1 protein-coding gene and 2 pseudogenes are annotated in these 2,237 nt (G+C 58.7%); all 3 read left to right on the top strand.

Annotated features, from left to right (window positions below; translation table 11 throughout):
* Positions 1 to 216, top strand: a pseudogene (locus VQ042_RS25330) (hypothetical protein); the annotation flags it as partial.
* Between the two features lie 555 nt (positions 217 to 771).
* On the top strand, positions 772 to 1,737 hold the full coding sequence (locus VQ042_RS25325; RefSeq protein WP_331823012.1) for a GGDEF domain-containing protein: 966 nt from the start codon (positions 772 to 774) through the stop codon (positions 1,735 to 1,737).
* A gap of 175 nt (positions 1,738 to 1,912) precedes the next feature.
* Positions 1,913 to 2,237, top strand: a pseudogene (locus VQ042_RS25320) (hypothetical protein); the annotation flags it as partial.

Below are 2,237 nucleotides of genomic sequence, written 5' to 3'. Positions count from 1 at the left end.
TCATCGACGCATGCTGCGATGCCTGGAACCGCGCCACCAAAGATCAAGCCCGCATCCGGTCCCTCTGCAACTATCCCTACATCAAAGCGGTCAGTTCATGAGCTGGTCGGTATAACCCGGCTGGTGGACGCGGCGGGTTTCGACATTCTTGCCAACAAGAGCCATGCGACCAAAGACAAGGACACCCGCCCCTTCATCGTCGCGCGGAGAACGTGAAGTCGCATGTCCGCTTCGGAGTCGCGGCAATGCGGACCGGACAACAAGCAGGAGAGTATGGACTACTGGGGCCGCTTCCTGAGTTGGAGCTTGCGGACCTGTAAATGCGTCCTCATTTCAGCGGATGCACAGCGTGGTTGGTCCGTCTGATCGGACCCTCTGCATATATCCGAGCGAGGGAGTGCAGATCGCTCGCAGGGCCGAAGCGCGCTTGGTGTGTCATCCGTGACAACCATAGGATACACAGAGGTCTCCGGCATTGGGAGTGCCGGAGACCTCTGACTGACGCTGAGCTTGCTCCACAGCGCCAGATCCAAGCTCATGATCAGCTTCCTGATATGGTGTCGAGCACATCCATAAACTGCCTCAATTACAGTCAGATGAACCTCCTACCGCAGTTCTGTCAAGCTGCCTGGACACCGCACAACAGTGACGCGAAGCGGGAATAAAGCCAGAAAAAAGCGCTGGTCTCGTCTCGCGGGGCGGTCGCATGCCCGTCTTCCGACCGCTATGAACTGAGCTGAATATCAGGCGGCATGCCTCAAGGAGGTACTCATGCGTGAAACCCAGGCTGTAAGAGGATTGGCTGTTGCAGTCATTGACGCTCTGACGTCGCACATCTGCGTCTTGAACAAGCACGGCACCATCATCGCAGTGAACCGCGCATGGAGAGAATTCGCGGTAGCCAACTCTTACCTGAAAGAGCGCTCGGGTGTTGGGGCGAATTATCTGACAGTGTGCCAAAGCGTCGTCGGGCAAGAAGCAAAAGATGCTCTGGCCTTCCACGACGGAATTCGATCGGTGCTCCAGAGCAGACAGGATTATTTTCAGCTCGAGTATCCGTGCCACTCTCCGGCAGAAGAGCGCTGGTTCCTTGCTCGCGTGAGCCCGCTCTACAGAGGCCGAACCGAAGCTGCATCTCGTGGACCGAGTGGTGCAGTCGTCTCCCATGCCAATATCACGGATCGGAAGTCACTGGAGATCAAGCTAGCGCATATCGCAGCTACGGATTACCTGACCGGGCTTTCCAACAGGCGGGCGTTTGTCGAAGACACTGAGGCCGCACTGGTTGATCTACGAAGGACCGCCCGAAAAGCCTCACTTTTGACGTTCGACGTCGATCGCTTCAAATCCATCAACGACACCCATGGACATCAAAGTGGTGACGACGCGCTACGGGCCATCGCCACAACATGCAGGTCGGTCTTGCGGTCAGCTGATCTGGTGGCGCGGATCGGAGGCGAGGAGTTCGCCTGCTTCATGCCCGACATCGACGCGCCCGACGCCTCGCTCATCGCTGAACGGCTGAGGCATTCAATCGCAGCGCTTGATGTAGTCTCTCATCCCCAATCGTTCAAAATCACTGTCAGCATCGGAGTAGCTTCGATGCCTCCGGGCGGAGCGACACTGGACCAGATGCTGGTAAGCGCCGACCGCGCGATGTACCGCGCAAAACGCGAAGGAAGGAACTGTGTTCGGGTCCAAGAGGTGGTTGAGCGGGTCAACGTCGCCGAAATGTGATCCGATTGCTCCGACAGTAGGGAGAGCGCCCATATGGCGGATCTGTAGTTCAATAAGGGCCGAACCGATTTGGATCACCACCATGACTGCGCCATCATCCTGGCTGACAAACTTGATCCTCGGATCCGGGGCTAGGGTCCGTAGCGCTCGCCACTGAGGAACATTTTCCGACAGCATGCCGAAGCTCACCCGAACTCTCTTCGGACATCTGACGATCGCTCTGGCGGTCGTATTCGCCATGTTCGCGGTGCCCCAGGGTCCATCGACTTCCCACGACCCGGTCCTCACGCTGCACGTTGCGCATGATGACCACGGCCACTCGCACGACGACGACCCCCTGCCTGATCCGGCCGGGTACGGCGATCACGAGCACAAGCACAACCCGTTCGACCATTCGCACGACAAGCCCGGGACATTGCCGCGGTTCGATGCGCCCGTGCCACCCGGCGCCGCGCAACATGCGCTCGCGCTTCAGGACCACACCCGGGGCGGTGTCCCTT

Origin of the sequence: Aurantimonas sp. A2-1-M11, assembly GCF_036549475.1 — a bacterium.
Lineage (GTDB): Bacteria > Pseudomonadota > Alphaproteobacteria > Rhizobiales > Rhizobiaceae > Aurantimonas.
The sequence above is the reverse complement of the archived record's forward strand: the minus strand, read 5'-3'. Positions and strand labels throughout refer to the sequence as shown.